Source organism: Pantoea sp. EA-12 (assembly GCF_030053355.1).
Taxonomy (GTDB): domain Bacteria; phylum Pseudomonadota; class Gammaproteobacteria; order Enterobacterales; family Enterobacteriaceae; genus Pantoea; species Pantoea vagans_C.
Genome location: NZ_JASGBY010000002.1, coordinates 318,361 through 332,251, shown reverse-complemented (window position 1 = coordinate 332,251; position 13,891 = coordinate 318,361). Strand labels below are relative to the sequence as shown.

The 13,891-nt window shown below is 54.2% G+C and carries 14 protein-coding genes; 8 read left to right on the top strand and 6 right to left on the bottom strand.

Translation table 11 applies throughout. The features are described from left to right. The first annotated feature begins 127 nt into the window (after window positions 1–127). Both QMZ30_RS04225 and glk read left to right on the top strand, forming a co-directional pair. Window positions 128–1,783, top strand: coding sequence for an alpha-keto acid decarboxylase family protein (locus QMZ30_RS04225; protein ID WP_283226507.1), 1,656 nt, complete (start codon window positions 128–130; stop codon window positions 1,781–1,783). 156 nt (window positions 1,784–1,939) lie between these two features. After that, the gene (gene glk, locus QMZ30_RS04220; RefSeq protein ID WP_283226506.1) at window positions 1,940–2,905 is read left to right on the top strand and encodes a glucokinase; all 966 of its coding nucleotides are present in this window, start codon (window positions 1,940–1,942) and stop codon (window positions 2,903–2,905) included. A 33-nt stretch (window positions 2,906–2,938) separates the two neighbouring features. On the opposite strand, the gene QMZ30_RS04215 is transcribed toward glk, so the two are convergent. Further along, the gene (locus QMZ30_RS04215; protein ID WP_283226505.1) at window positions 2,939–3,664 is read right to left on the bottom strand and encodes a LytR/AlgR family response regulator transcription factor; all 726 of its coding nucleotides are present in this window, start codon (window positions 3,662–3,664) and stop codon (window positions 2,939–2,941) included. Continuing rightward, window positions 3,661–5,352: a sensor histidine kinase gene (locus tag QMZ30_RS04210; RefSeq protein WP_039327372.1), complete on the bottom strand. Its 1,692-nt coding sequence runs from the start codon at window positions 5,350–5,352 to the stop codon at window positions 3,661–3,663. Before QMZ30_RS04210 ends, QMZ30_RS04215 begins: the two co-directional genes overlap by 4 nt. Window positions 5,353–5,882: 530 nt before the next feature. Between QMZ30_RS04210 and QMZ30_RS04205 the strand changes: the two genes are divergently transcribed. Together QMZ30_RS04205 and alaC are read left to right on the top strand one after the other, a co-directional pair. Continuing rightward, on the top strand, window positions 5,883–6,407 hold the full coding sequence (locus QMZ30_RS04205) for a GNAT family N-acetyltransferase (RefSeq protein ID WP_283226504.1): 525 nt from the start codon (window positions 5,883–5,885) through the stop codon (window positions 6,405–6,407). Between the two features lie 117 nt (window positions 6,408–6,524). Beyond that, complete coding sequence (gene alaC, locus QMZ30_RS04200) at window positions 6,525–7,760, top strand: alanine transaminase (protein WP_039327361.1); 1,236 nt, start codon at window positions 6,525–6,527, stop codon at window positions 7,758–7,760. 41 nt (window positions 7,761–7,801) lie between these two features. Here alaC and ypdK read toward each other — a convergent pair whose 3' ends face one another. From ypdK to QMZ30_RS04185, 3 genes are all read right to left on the bottom strand, one after another. Continuing rightward, complete coding sequence (gene ypdK, locus QMZ30_RS04195) at window positions 7,802–7,876, bottom strand: membrane protein YpdK (RefSeq protein WP_100701370.1); 75 nt, start codon at window positions 7,874–7,876, stop codon at window positions 7,802–7,804. Window positions 7,877–8,078: 202 nt separating this feature from the next. Then, window positions 8,079–9,107 (bottom strand): HlyD family secretion protein, encoded by a 1,029-nt coding sequence (locus QMZ30_RS04190; protein ID WP_283226503.1) that lies wholly within the window; start codon window positions 9,105–9,107, stop codon window positions 8,079–8,081. Between the two features lie 5 nt (window positions 9,108–9,112). After that, window positions 9,113–10,714 (bottom strand): MFS transporter, encoded by a 1,602-nt coding sequence (locus tag QMZ30_RS04185; protein ID WP_283226502.1) that lies wholly within the window; start codon window positions 10,712–10,714, stop codon window positions 9,113–9,115. 150 nt (window positions 10,715–10,864) lie between these two features. Between QMZ30_RS04185 and QMZ30_RS04180 the strand changes: the two genes are divergently transcribed. From QMZ30_RS04180 to QMZ30_RS04165, 4 genes are all read left to right on the top strand, one after another. Then, the gene (locus tag QMZ30_RS04180; RefSeq protein ID WP_283226501.1) at window positions 10,865–11,650 is read left to right on the top strand and encodes an IclR family transcriptional regulator; all 786 of its coding nucleotides are present in this window, start codon (window positions 10,865–10,867) and stop codon (window positions 11,648–11,650) included. A 7-nt stretch (window positions 11,651–11,657) separates the two neighbouring features. Continuing rightward, window positions 11,658–12,110: a universal stress protein gene (locus QMZ30_RS04175; RefSeq protein ID WP_058969475.1), complete on the top strand. Its 453-nt coding sequence runs from the start codon at window positions 11,658–11,660 to the stop codon at window positions 12,108–12,110. Between the two features lie 9 nt (window positions 12,111–12,119). Next, window positions 12,120–12,923, top strand: coding sequence for a hypothetical protein (locus tag QMZ30_RS04170; RefSeq protein WP_283226500.1), 804 nt, complete (start codon window positions 12,120–12,122; stop codon window positions 12,921–12,923). A gap of 257 nt (window positions 12,924–13,180) precedes the next feature. Continuing rightward, window positions 13,181–13,462 carry a putative periplasmic lipoprotein gene (locus QMZ30_RS04165; RefSeq protein WP_283226499.1) on the top strand — a complete coding sequence of 94 codons (282 nt, stop codon included), beginning with the start codon at window positions 13,181–13,183 and terminating at the stop codon, window positions 13,460–13,462. A 67-nt stretch (window positions 13,463–13,529) separates the two neighbouring features. Here the strand turns inward: QMZ30_RS04165 and QMZ30_RS04160 are convergent, their stop codons facing one another. Beyond that, on the bottom strand, window positions 13,530–13,676 hold the full coding sequence (locus QMZ30_RS04160; protein ID WP_197063290.1) for a hypothetical protein: 147 nt from the start codon (window positions 13,674–13,676) through the stop codon (window positions 13,530–13,532). Between the last annotated feature and the right edge of the window lie 215 nt (window positions 13,677–13,891).

The window sequence follows — 13,891 nt, the reverse complement described above, 5'->3', positions numbered from 1 at the left end:
CAACTTACAGAATTTTCTGTCGTCGTAACGATTGCTTGCCACAAATCACAGCGCGGTGATGATGAAAATCTCGCCAATTCAGCCACATTGCTGATACTTCGATCATCCCCTTAAGAAGGAGCTGTCGATGAAAACTCTCACTGTTGGCGACTATTTACTGCACCGTTTACAGCAGGCGGGTATCCGCCACTTGTTTGGCGTGCCCGGCGATTACAACCTGCAATTTCTCGACAGCGTAATCGATCACCCTGAGATTGCCTGGGTCGGCTGCGCCAATGAGTTAAACGCAGCCTACGCGGCAGATGGCTATGGACGCTGCAACGGTGCCGCCGCCTTACTCACCACCTTTGGCGTGGGCGAACTCAGCGCAATAAATGGCATTGCGGGCAGCTATGCGGAGTATGTGCCGGTAATTCATATCGTGGGCGCTCCCGCCAGCCGTGCCCAGCAGCAGGGGCATTGTGTGCACCACTCTTTGGGTGATGGCGACTTCCATCACTTCCTGCGTATGGCACAGGAAGTCAGCGTCGCCAGTGCGGTGCTGACAGCGGAGAATGCCGTCGCGGAGATTGATCGTGTCATCACCGAGTCACTGCATCAGCACCGGCCGGGCTATTTATTGCTGGCGGTCGATGTGGCGGCCGCACAGGTTGAACTCGCCGATTCACCTTCTTCAGCAACACCTGACGATTCCGCTGTTGCAGCGTTTGCGGCAGCCGCTGAACGTCTTCTGGCACCCGCGCAGCGTGTCGCCTTGCTGGCGGACTTTCTCGCGGCACGTTGGCAACTGCAAAAACCACTGGCAACCTTACGCCAGCTACGCGCGATTCCCGCCGCGACCTTATTAATGGGCAAAGGTGTGCTGGATGAGCAGCAGCCGGGCTATATCGGCACTTACGCCGCGGAGGGCAGCAGTGAAGCGGTACGCCGTGCGATTGAAGAGACCGATGTCACGCTGTGTGTCGGCGTGCGCTTTACCGACACCTTAACTGCTGGCTTCACTCAGCATCTGCCTGCAGAACGCGTGATTGACCTGCAACCCTTCCACGCCACGGTGGGCGGAGAACGCTTTGCACCGCTGAGCATGGCACAGGCGCTGACGGTGTTGCTGCCGGTTTATCAGCGTCACTGCGCACATTGGGCGCTGGCCGACCCTGTTTCTTGCGAAGAAAATGAGCAACATGATGATGCTGTAATCAGTCAGCGTGCATTCTGGCAGGCGATGCAGCGCTTCCTGCAGCCGGGTGATATTATCCTGGCCGACCAAGGCACGGCGGCGTTTGGCGCGGCAGCGCTGCGTTTACCACAGGGCGCGCAACTGCTGGTGCAGCCGTTATGGGGATCGATTGGCTATACTCTACCAGCGACCTTCGGCGCACAAACTGCGCAGCCGGATCGCCGCGTCATTCTGATCATTGGTGATGGCTCAGCGCAACTGACTATTCAGGAGTTGGGTTCGATGCAGCGTGACGGGCAACAGCCGATTATCTTCCTGTTAAATAATGACGGTTACACGGTTGAACGCGCGATTCACGGTGCTGAGCAGCGCTATAACGATATCGCGCCGTGGAACTGGACCGCGCTGCCGCACGCCATGAGTGTGCAGTGTCAGGCACAAAGCTGGCGGGTGAGTGAGACGGTGCAACTGACGGCGGTGATGGAGCAATTAATGCTTAATCGTCGGCTGACGCTGGTGGAAGTGGTGATGGAGAAACAAGACCTGCCACCTCTGCTGCGTAAGGTCACCGCCGCGCTGCATCAGCGTAACAGCGGACAGGTTTAGGAAAATTGCCTCTATACACATGAGGCTGTGAACGTCAGGCTGTGCCACACATCTGAAGTATTGACGCCCATCATGCTGGCGGGCGTGATTGTTTTATTGGCAGGCTCTTATATAGTGTCCTGCAATTGTTTATGACCCAAGCGGAGCAGCAGAAGAATGACAAAATACGCCCTGGTCGGCGATGTGGGCGGTACTAACGCTCGTCTCGCCTTGTGTGAGGTGGAGACCGGCGCCATCTCCCAGGCCAAAACATTCTCAACATCAGACTACGACAATCTCGAAGCGGTGATTCGTGCTTATCTCGATGAGCAGAAGCAGGAGATCAAACACGCCTGTATCGCGATTGCCTGCCCAATCACGGGCGACTGGGTGGAGATGACCAACCACGATTGGGCATTTTCAACGCGTGAGATGAAAGAACATCTGGCCTTCGAGAGCCTGGAAATCATCAATGATTTCACCGCCGTTTCGATGGCCATTCCGATGCTTTCTGAAAAAGAAGTGCTGCAGTTTGGCGGTAAAGCCCCGGTTGAAGGCAAACCGATTGCCATTTATGGTGCCGGTACCGGTTTGGGGGTTAGCCACCTGGTGCATGTCGACAAGCGCTGGGTCAGCCTGCCGGGCGAGGGCGGTCACGTTGACTTCGCGCCAAATAGCGAAGAAGAGGGTGAAATTCTTGAGGTGCTTCGCGCCGAGCTGGGCCATGTTTCAGCGGAGCGTGTGCTGTCTGGCTCCGGGCTGGTGAATCTGTATCGCGCTATCGTTAAATCTGACCAGCGCGAGCCTGAAAATCTTAAGCCTAAAGATGTCACGGAACGCGCACTGCAAGACAGCTGCACCGATTGCCGTCGTGCACTGTCGCTGTTTTGCGTGATCATGGGGCGTTTTGGTGGCAACCTGGCGCTGAATCTCGGCACCTTTGGCGGGGTGTATATTGCCGGTGGCATCGTGCCGCGCTTCCTCGACTTCTTCAAAGCCTCGGGTTTCCGCGCCGCGTTTGAAGATAAAGGCCGCTTCCGTGATTATCTGGTGGATATCCCGGTCTATATGATTACTCACGATCAGCCAGGCTTACTGGGCGCCGGTGCGCATCTGCGTCAAACGCTGGGCCGCGTACTGTAACGCACAAGGGCGAGCGGCGTGGTGCCGTTCGCCTTACAGCCTCATCAACTGGCGAAACGCCTTCACCTTGCTACGACTCACTGGCACCTGCGCATCCAAATCACGCAACTTCACCAGATAAGTGTTGTTGAACCACGGCTCGATCTCGCGAATTTTGCTGAGGTTGACGCAATACGAGCGGTGGCAGCGGAAAAACAGCTGCTCCGGCAAGCGACTGCAAAACTCGCTGATGGCCATCGACATAACATAGGCTTCGCGGCGGGTATAAACAAACGTCAGCTTTTCATGGGCCTCAACGTAATAGATATCGTTGATATCGGTGACGATAATGCGCTCATCTTTCACCAGATTGACGGTCAGAGGCGTGCTCTGGGCTGATTGGGTCTGCGCGTGCTGCTGCTGTGCAGTGGCTTCCAGTTTGTTCAGCATGGTGATGATGCGCGACTCCTGGTAGGGCTTGAGAATGTAGTCAAACGCATCCAGTTCAAAGGCATCCACCGCGTGCTCTTTCCAGGCAGTGATAAACACGATCAACGGCTTGTGAGCAAACTGATTAATATTTTGCGCCAGCAGCATGCCGTCCAGAGACGGAATATTGATATCGAGGAAAATCACATCCACACGGTGGTTTTGCAGATATTTCAACACCTCCAGACCGTCATCAAAGCAGGCTTCGATAGCGATCTGACTGTGCTGCTGAATCATCCAGCTCAACTCTTGTTGAGCAAGGAATTCGTCTTCGACGATGATGGCTTTCACGCGTTGTGTTCCGAAATAAGGCTTAATGGCGCAGCCAGGCGCTGACCATTTTTACTCAGCGTAAAGGAGATTTCGGTGCCGGGTTGATGACGGATGATGGTTAGCCCCTGACCCGAAAGCAGTTTGACTCGATGATGGACATTCAGCAGACCAATTTTATTGCCGGGCATCTCATCGCGCGCCACGCGAGCAATAACCTCTTCACTGATACCGGCACCGGTATCACGCACCGCCACGCGGACATTATCGCCCAAATCTTTCACGCTCAATGTCACCACACCCTTGCCGCGACACGGCTGGATCCCGTGCACAATGGCATTTTCTACCAGTGGCTGAATCAGCAGGCTCGGCAGAGAAAAGTGCAGGTCTTCATCGATGTCGTAGATCATCGAGAGCTTGTCGCCAAAGCGCGCCTGTTCAATGGCAATGTAATCCTTCACCTGCCACAACTCTTTTTTAATATCGATGGGCTCGTCATCGTTGAGTTCCAGGTTGTAGCGCAGATAACGCGACAGATTAATCACCAACTGACGCGCCGTATCGGGATTGAGGCGAATGGACGCCGAAATCGCGTTGAGCGCATTAAACAGGAAGTGCGGGTTTATCTTACTTTGCAGCGCGCGCAGTTCCGCTTTGTTGGCCATTTCGCGCAACTGCTCCGCGCGCGATACTTCTAACTGAGTGGAGATGATTTGTGACAGGCCAATCGCCATCTCTTTTAGCGAACCGGTGATGCGGTGCGCCCGGCGATAATAGATTTTTAGTGTGCCTGTCACTTCCCCTTTTTCCCAAAGGGGAATAACCAGCATCGAGTGAATATCTTTGGTGCGGTGCGCCTCATCATTATTCTTGATAATGATTTTGCCGCTGGCGATGGACTGCGCGGTGGTGGGGCTGATGCCATCATCCCCATTCTGGTAGTTATGCTCGCCGTAACCGACGTAAGCCAGAATTTGTTTGGTATTGGTGATGGCGACCGCATCAGCATGAATATCGCTGCGGATGATATCGCACACCTGGCGCAAGGACTGACTGTTGACCTGGCGAAACAGCGGCAGGGTTTTGTTGGCAATTTCCAAGGCCAATTTCGCCTGACGTGCCGCAATCGCCTCCTTTTCACCCTCTACGCTCTGCACCAGCAGCACAATCAGGCCGATGCTGGACGCGCCAAGGATCATCGGCAGCGCAATCTCTGAAACAATCGAAAAGCCCAGAGACATTGGTCTGGCCCACAGCACAATCAGCAGCATGGTGAGGGTTTCGCACAGCATGCCACCTAAGATACCGGCGCGCCAACGCTGCTCTTTACCCACCCGACGATTGATCACGCCTGACGCTATACCGGCAATAATGCTGGTGATTAAACAGGGCACGGCGGTGACGCCGTCCATATCAATCAAGTAACGATGCACACCCGCGATGACCCCAGTGGCAATGCCGACCCACGGACCAAACAGAATCCCGCCTGACATCACCGCAATCACGCGTACGTTCAGCAACGAGCCATCCACGTTGATACCTGACCAGGTACTGAACAGTGCAAACAGTGAGAAAATCGCCGTCACCACCACTTTCTCTTTTATCGAATGCTCATCTTTCTGCAATAGCTGACGAAACACGCGCGTGCGCGTGAGGAAGAATAGGCAAATCAGCATCAGTGCAGCGCGGTCAAACACCGCCAGCAGCATGTCGAAGTGGGAAGGCAAGGGCATCTCTCAGACTGAGCTTGGATGGGGCTATGATAAAAAATGTGATCAAGATCTGCCAGCGCTAAGGCACCCGACAAACGCTTATGATGGCGTAGATCAATTTTCCCTGCGGTTTCAAAACAGCAACGCATGCAATTCAAGGCCTGAACGGGCCAGCCCAAAAATCGAAGCATCCCCACAGCCTGTCGTTATCAGGGCATGCTCCGCGCGATTTTTAAAACAGCAACGCATATAGCTCAAGGCCAGAGCGGGCCAGCGCGAAGAGCAAAGCGTCCGCGCCAAGGATGGCGCGGCCGATCTGCATGGATGCGTTTTGTCTTTGCGATCGGGCTGGTCCGTTCTGGCGCTGGCACTCAACCCACAGCGACAATCAACTCAACTCCCCCTTATTCAGAAAAAAGAGGAAAACTTGAGTAACAAAAAGAGGATTAATAAATCCGTGCGCTGAGCGCTGGTTGTCTATTGTCCGGTTTGCTATGTTGCCCTGAGTAAATTCGCGGAGCGCAGCAATGCAACTTCTCACCCCTCGTTTATCTCTGACTCGCTTACAACCCGAAGACTGGCAAATCTTTAAAGCCGTGCATGAAGACCCCGCGACCATGACGTGGGTCAGCGAAATACCTGATGAAAATGACATTCGCCAACGTTTTAATGACCGGCTCGCGCCCTGGCAGGCCAGCAGTTTCCACATGCTCTGCCTGGTGGCGCGCCTGCGTGACACCAATGAACCGATTGGCCTGTTTGGATGCAGTGCGGAATGGCAGCCCTATCGCCAGGCCGAAGTGGGTTACATGCTCTGCCATCGCTTTACCGGGAAAGGTTATGGCAGCGAAGCCCTGCAAGCGCTCTGTGACTTCTTGCTGGAGGCAGAATTTCATAAGCTCAAAGCGCTGGTTATCGAGGGGAATTGGCCATCGCGGCGCATTCTGGAAAAGAATGGTTTCGAGCTAGAGGGTACGCTACGGGATAATTACCTGTTAAACGACCAATGGGTGAACGATTGGGTGTTCGGTCGCCTGAATCCAGAAAATTAAAAAAATATTCTGTTGCTCTCGACAATTCTGTTATCAGCGCGTTATGTTCTTCTTCGGTCACCGCAGTGACCAGCGTCGCTCGGACGGTCCGGGCGCTAACGTAATCCAGAGGACATCATGGCTGATAACAGCACACCCCGTCGTTTCTCGCGTATTGAACGCCTTCCCCCGTATGTATTTAACATCACCGCTGAGTTGAAGATGGCTGCGCGTCGGCGCGGCGAAGACATCATCGATTTCTCGATGGGGAACCCAGATGGCGCTACGCCGCCGCATATCGTGGAAAAACTCTGCCAGGTGGCGCAACGCGAAGACACGCACGGCTATTCAACCTCTAAAGGCATTCCGCGTCTGCGTCGCGCCATCTCGCGCTGGTACGCAGACCGCTATCAAGTTGACATCGACCCGGAATCGGAAGCGATTGTCACCATCGGTTCAAAAGAAGGGCTGGCACATCTCATGCTGGCAACCCTCGATCACGGTGATACCGTGCTGGTGCCAAACCCAAGTTACCCGATTCACATCTACGGCGCAGTGATTGCCGGGGCGCAGGTACGTTCAGTGCCGCTGGTGGCCGGCGTCGACTTCTTCAACGAATTAGAGCGCGCCATCCGCGAAAGCTATCCAAAACCGAAGATGATGATCCTCGGCTTCCCATCGAACCCGACGTCACAATGCGTTGAGCTGGACTTCTTCGAGCGCGTGATTGCGCTGGCGAAACAGTATAACGTGCTGGTGATTCACGACCTCGCCTACGCAGATATCACCTACGATGGCTGGAAAGCACCGTCGATAATGCAGGTGCCCGGCGCACGTGATGTCGCGGTGGAATTCTTTACCCTGTCAAAAAGCTACAACATGGCAGGCTGGCGCATCGGCTTTATGGTCGGCAACAAAGAGCTGGTCTCTGCGCTGGCCCGCATCAAAAGCTATCACGACTACGGCACCTTCACGCCATTGCAGGTCGCGGCCATTGCGGCACTGGAAGGCGATCAACAATGCGTGCGCGATATTGCGGAACAGTACAAACGCCGTCGTGATGTCTTAGTAAAAGGCTTGCATGAGGCGGGTTGGATGGTCGATCTGCCTAAAGCGTCGATGTACGTCTGGGCAAAAATCCCCGATCACTACGCACATCTCGGTTCACTGGAGTTCGCCAAACTGCTGATGCAGGAAGCCAAGGTGTGCGTCTCGCCGGGCATTGGTTTCGGTGACTACGGTGATACCCATGTCCGATTTGCACTGATTGAGAACAGCGATCGTATCCGTCAGGCGGTGCGTGGCATCAAATCGATGTTCCGTGCCGACGGCATTTTGCCGGGAACGGTAAAAGCGCTGGATGAAGAAGAGTAAAAACTAAGAGGGGCGACACTGGTCGCCCCGCCTGGCAGGATTTATTTGAGCATCAGCACGAAGGTGCCAACCCAGATCAACAGGAAGAAAGAAACTCCCATTAAAGCGTATCTCACAAAACAACTCCTCTGAGCGGTTACCATGCTGGTGATCCCACGCCAGCGTAACCCGAACAGAATAAGAGAAAGGTGAAGTTCATAACCGCTGCACGCTTTCTTCTCAGGTGGTTCCAAGCGAACTCAGAACAGGATCGAGCGCTAATTTACGCGCAATCGATCCGAAAATAAATAGGCCACTTCTGAGAGATTGCTCACATTTTCAGCGGACTTCAATTTCTGGAATGGCAGACATGCCCACACGCAATTGCGCCAGATCCGGCTGGTTGGCATCCAGCACAATTTTGACCGGCAAACGCTGTACCACCTTGGTGTAATTACCGGTGGCATTGTCGGGTGAAATCGCGGAAAAAGTCGCCCCCGTGGCCGGTGCAATGCTGTCAACATGGCCGGTAAAGCGCTTGCCTGGCAACGCATCAACCTTCACCACCGCTTTCTGTCCTGGCTGCACATCGGCTAACTGCGTCTCAAGATAATTGGCGGTAATGTACGTCTGTTGCAACGGCACTACCGCCAGCAAACGAGTGCCCGCGCTGACGTACGCGCCCAGTCGCACCGACCGCTGTCCTACCATGCCATCCACGGGCGCGACGATGCGCGTATAGGAAAGATTCAACTTAGCCTGATCAACACTGGCTTGGGCGGCGGTCACGTCCGCTTCCGCCTGACGTACTGCGGCCTGCAACACGCCCACCTGCTTGATGGCGGCGGCTAAAGCGGCTTCACTCTGGCGCACGGCTGCCGAGGCGGAACGCTGGGTCGAGCTGGCTTTTTGCTGTTCATCGGCGGCAATGGTGCCGCTTTTATACAGCTGATTGTAACGTGCTGCGCTTTGTCCGGCGTACTGAGAGGACGCCTGGCTGGCCGCTAAGGTGGCTTTCGCCTCGTCAATGGTGGACTGCTGTTGCTCCAGCTGCGCCTGACTGCTCAGCCGCTTGGCCTCACTCACTTGCAGATTTGCCTGCGCGGTTTCCAGCGCCACGCGGTAGTCACGATCGTCCAGCGTGGCCAGCAACTCGCCCGCTTTCACTTGCTGGTTATCCAGCACATTCACGCTGGCGACATAGCCGGACACCTTCGGTGCCACCAGGGTGTAATCGGCATTCACATAGGCATCATCCGTACGGTGATCGTTACCGGTCATCGATGACCAGACAAAAAAGGCCATTGCCAGCAACACGATTAATAAGGCGCTCAACAGCACCGTTCTTTTTAAAGCAGAAGCTTGCATATCAATTATCTCGACGTCGTCGTAACAGGTTGAATCAGGGTTTGTGGTGGCCAGACGCGCTTTGGCAGCCAGGCGGTGAGCAATAACAGCAGCGCAGCGAAAGCGATCAGCATCTGATAACAGTCACTCAGGCTCAGCACCATCGCCTGGTGTTTCAGCAACGTGGCGAAACCGCTGAGGTTTTCAGCGCTGCTGGCACTGCCATCTGGCAATAAAGGAAAACTACTGCTCGATTGAGCACTGGTGGGGGCGGTCATCAGCCAGTCGCGGCTGGCGGCATTCCCTACCAATATGTTGGAGTGAAACTGTTCCCGATGGCTGATAAACCAGGTCACCAGCGTGCTGGCGGCAATGCTGGAGAAACCGCGTACCGTATTAAACATCGCTGAGGCGAAAGGCCCTTCCGGTGGGGCCACCACGCTGGTGGCGCTCATCAATACCGGCAAAATCACCATCGGCTGACCGAAAGCCTGCAGGATTTGAATCAGCCAGAAGTTCTGGCGTGCCCAGTCAGTGGTGATGTGCATCCCCATCAGGCATGAAATCACCAGTAACGCGACGCCCGCCGTCAGCATCCAGCGGCAATCGATCCACCTTATGTTGAGCAGCGCGGCAACCAGCGGGGCGATCAACAGTTGTGGCAGGCCGATGGTTAACGCCAGCGGCGCGAATTGCAGCGTGCGGAAGCCTTCAACCTGAGCGAGATAGGCGGAGGGCAGGGCAGAACCTGACAGCGACAAAATCAACACTCCCGCCAGAGCCAGTAATCCGTGCGTCAAATTATGCCGACGTAGCATCTGCAATTTGAACAAGGGTAACGGGTGAAACCATTCATTAACAAAGAACACAGTCAGCAATGCGAGTGCGCTGAATAATAGCGCGACGAACAAGGGGGAACTGAGCCAGTCAAGGCGCTCGCCTTGGGTCAAAGCCAGTATCAGCAGCGCCATGCCCGAGCAGCCGGTCAGCATGCCGAATAGATCGATCTGCCTGAAGCGCTCGAAGCGCAGTGGATCCTGTGGCAACCCCCAGCCAATCAACAGCATGGCAATCAGCATCGCGGGGACCACCTGCCAGAACACAAACATCCAGCCGACTTCATCGGTCCAGAAAGCGGCCAGCGTGGCGGCGAGGTTGGGGCCAAAGGTCGCGGTCAAGGCATAGGCACCCAAGCCATACAGCTTAATGGGAGGCGGTAAAAAACGCAGTGCGACGGTCATCAGCAGCGGTGGCAGTGCACCACCGAACAGGCCCTGAATCACACGCAGTGCGATGAAAAGCGTCGAGTCAGGCATTAAAGGCAGCAGTAATCCGCTCAGCATAAATCCGGTGCATACGGCCAGGGCGAAGCGTCGCAGTGAAAACGTCACGGCAAACCAGGGCGCGATCATCATGGCGGCCACTTCCGCGGCTTGGTAGGCGGAGATGATCCAGCTGCCTTGATCGTAGCTAATGCCGATCGCAGCACGGATATCCGCCAGTGCGATATCGGTCACGCGGTCGTTTAATCCGGAAGTGAGCGCAGCTATCAGCACGCCAACCAACCCTAACGCCAGGCGCAAGGTAAACGGATGGGGAGCCGGAGCCGCAACAGGCTGGGCGTTCATAACAGGCTTCTCTTGTTTTTATTGATGCAGTGTATTGCGATGTGATACATGTCGCATCTTACATCTCGGTATGATGTATTGCAATGTGATACAGGGTGTAAAAGTGCGGTCATTCGCGCTAAAGTAGGGCAGGCCAAAAAGGAACGCACAATGGTTGAAACTCCCTCAAGCCGTGAGGATGAAAAAGCGGGTGGCATTCAGGTCATCGCGCGTGCGGCAAAAATTCTGAATGCGCTGGGTGAACATCCCGGCGGCATGAGTCTGGGTGAAATTGCGCAGGTGGTTGATCTTCCGCGGTCCACGGTGCAGCGCATCATCGCGGCGTTGGATAGCGCCCAACTGGTGCGCAGCAGCGGTGCGGGCGGCTTGCGCCTGGGGCCGGCGCTGCTCAAACTGATATCCAGCGTGCACAGCGACGTGGTTGAAATCGTGCGCCCATTCCTGGAACAACTCTCTGCGGAAATCAACGAGACCGTCTCACTGGCGCGCGCCAGCGGCACACAGCTGGCAATTGTGCATTATGTGGTGGCCTCACGTGAATTGCGTGTGGTGCCGCGTATTGGGCTGAATCTTCCGCTTTACAGCACCTCTGGCGGTCGCGCATTGCTGGCGCTGGAGAGTGATGACGATGTGCGGGTGATGGTCGGTGAAGCTTATAAAGAGCTGACCGAAATGACGGTGAAAACCCTGCCGCAACTGCTGGAGTTGATTGCCGAAGTGCGCATCAGCGGTCTGGCCATCGATCGCGGCGAAACGCTGGAAGGTATTTCCACCATGGCAGTGGCGATCGACACCTTGTTTGGTCGCTTTTCTATCTCGTTGCTGGTGCCGACCGCTCGTTTTCATAAACAGGAAGCGCGCTATCGTGAGGAAATCTTGAAGTGCAAAGAGGCGATAATTCGCGAAATTGGCAAAATGACCGCTGTGGAAGGATAACCAACTGATGAAAACGTTGCTGATGGCCATTGATAACTCACCGGTGGCAGAAAAAGTGATTGCGCTGACTATTGAACAGGCATTAGCGCAACAGGCGCAGGTGACGGTGCTGTGTTGCGTCGACCCGGCCTATTCATCCTGCAATCAGCCCATCGAAATTGATGCCGGAGAGGATCCCGACGATTTCGTGGCCGCAAAAGATGAACAAAACACCGCAGAAATGGTGGTACGTCACGCGCTGGCGCCACTATTGCGTGCGGGCGTAGCAGCAAAAGGCTTGATTATGGCCGGTGAAGCGGCGGAAACCATTGTGGCCCAGTCCAATGTGCTAAAGGCCAGCATGATTATTATTGGCCGCCGCCATCTTTCGCCTTTTAACCGTCTGCTGAAAGGTTCGGTTAGCGCAGCCGTTATTGAGCGCGCCAACTGTCCGGTATTGATTGACGTTCGCAAGGATTAATCACGCTCCATGCTCTCGCTTTTCCCCATTACGCTGGTGGCCTTTGTGCTGCTGGCGATCATCATCATTGTGTTGGTTCGCACCACATCGCTGCGTTTATGGCAGGGAGTGATCCTCTTTCTGCTGCCGTTAGTGCTGGCCAATTTACTGTGGTTTAGCTGGCTGCATCCTCGTCAGGAGCGGCAGGCGCTGGCTCGGGAAGTTTCGACACAACTCAGTCTGGCTCCGGGCTATCGTTTGCTGAAAACCCAGGAACCGGCACTATGGCAATTGCTTAACCGTGAACTGCTCCACAAGCGCCTGGAAGGCGTTCCCGCCGACCAGGCGCTGGGTGAACTGCGGGGCTGGCTAATGGATTTAGTTAACCAACGTATGGCGCGTGCCGATGATGCTACGTTGGTCAATTATTTGCGCGTCTCAGTAGAAGAAATGCAGGCATTGCAGCAGCCTGAACCGCAGCGTTGTTTCCGTTTTCTTTACCCGCAGGTCAACGGTGGGATTAACCTGCAACAAGCCTTGTCGCCGGAACTCTACCAGCGGGATGCACAGGCACTCGATCAACTGCTGCAACAGAGCACAGGCAACGATCAACCTTTAGATCAGGCCCTGGCGCAGCGGGATTTGCAAAGCATTGTCGAAAAACTCTACGGGAAGTGGGGCGATAAACTGCAACAACTCAACATGCCAGCAGACACCGCCGTCGATCGCAGTGCAATGTGTGCCATGTCGATTGATCTCTACAGCGGCATTCTCGCATTGCCTGCCAAACAAGCCGCCAATCTTTTACGTAAGATGGTCAGCCTAACCGGTTAGCGTTAGCGGGCAAAAAAAAGCCCGCTCAGCGCGGGCATAAAGGTCACTATTGGTTTTCTTTTCTGGGTATCACCTGGTGTGGTGCAGACTTTGTTACGTCTGTAGGCATCTTCTCATTGCCTGTGAGTGAAGGAAAACCGTTTGGTTTTATCAATTTAATTGGTAAAAACGTTGGTTTTTAAAAATTTTCGCGCCTGTTTCCTATAGATGCGCGTGATGCTGCCTTTTAAACTGCGGCATCTAATGAGGACATCCTAATGAAAAAAATGCTTATTAGCGCGATGGCACTCTTTATGCTGGCCGGTTGTAGTGTCAGCAAACCCGGAGGATTTGAACGTGTTGATGAAGATGCCAGCTCAAATACTGTTCAGTACCGCTATGATCCGCAAAAGCTAAATAAAGATGCGATGGAGCTCGATCTGGCTAATTACTGTAACCAGCGAGGTTTCGATAAAGTGGAATCATTGCCTGCGCAGGAAAGCCATTTACCAGGGTTAAAGAAAGCCTGGTACCAATGTAATTATGCGGTAAAAAGCTAAAAGAAAGGGCGGGATAAATTCCCGCCCTTTTTATTTTTTTATTATTTGCTGTGTGTGCTTTGCCCAATTACCAGTGGCGACCATGGTAGCCACGGTCATGATGCCAGCCGCCATTACCCCAGCCGGGACCGTGTCTGTAACCGTCATGGACGATACAGCCACTTAACATGGTCATAATAGCCGCAACCGAAGCAATTTTAATAAACGTTTTCATGGAGAGTCCTCCTCTTTTTCAATGAAGCCAGATTACTGGGAAAAAGTGGAGTGAAGATGCAGGGAATGTAGAGTTATTTCTGGATCTATTACCAGATATGTCAATTTAAAGCTAATAAACTCTGGGCGGGAAATAAACCAATCGGATAAAGCTGAATACATAACGATAATAGCGCGAATAATCTGAAATGCAATACTAAATAACAGCTGTTCTCA